Annotated in this window: 1 protein-coding gene; it reads right to left on the bottom strand. The window is 64.6% G+C overall.

Annotation, left to right across the window (positions count from 1 at the left end):
* The coding region (locus A5733_RS08965) for a phosphopantetheine-binding protein (RefSeq protein WP_158070594.1) at positions 1-545 on the bottom strand (545 nt) is incomplete at both ends.

Genomic DNA, 545 nt, shown 5'->3' with positions numbered 1-545 from the left:
GCATGCCGTGGTGGTCGAGGAGGGCTTGCAGTAGGGCGGTGATGTCGGTGTCGGTGGTGTCGGTGGGGGCTTGTAGGACGACGGTTTGGTTGTATTCGTTGATGGCGCCGGTGCCGGTGTCGAGTCCTTTGAGCCAGTGCATGATCGGGGTGGGCCGTACCGGGCCGAGCCCGTCGTCGATGACCTCGGCGACATCGTCGGCCACGCCGACAACCTTCGCGAGGCGGGCAACCGTCTGCTGGACGAAGATGTCACGCGGACGACACACCAGGCCCGCCGCTCGCGCCCGTGACGCCACCTGCATCGACAAGATGCTGTCGCCACCCAATTCGAAGAACGAATCGTCGACACCGACGCGTTCCAGCCCCAGGATCTGGGCGTAGATGCCGGCGAGGACTTCTTCGACCGGGTCGGCGGGAGCGCGGTAGTTGTCGCTCTGTTCGTATTCCGGTGCGGGCAAGGCCTTTTTGTCGAGTTTGCCGTTGATGGTCAGTGGCAGGGTGTCGATGGTGACGATGGCGGCCGGGACCATGTAGGTGGGCAGC

This window comes from Mycobacterium sp. NS-7484, from assembly GCF_001953975.1.
Taxonomy (GTDB): Bacteria; Actinomycetota; Actinomycetes; order Mycobacteriales; family Mycobacteriaceae; genus Mycobacterium.
The sequence above is the reverse complement of the archived record's forward strand: the minus strand, read 5'-3'. Positions and strand labels throughout refer to the sequence as shown.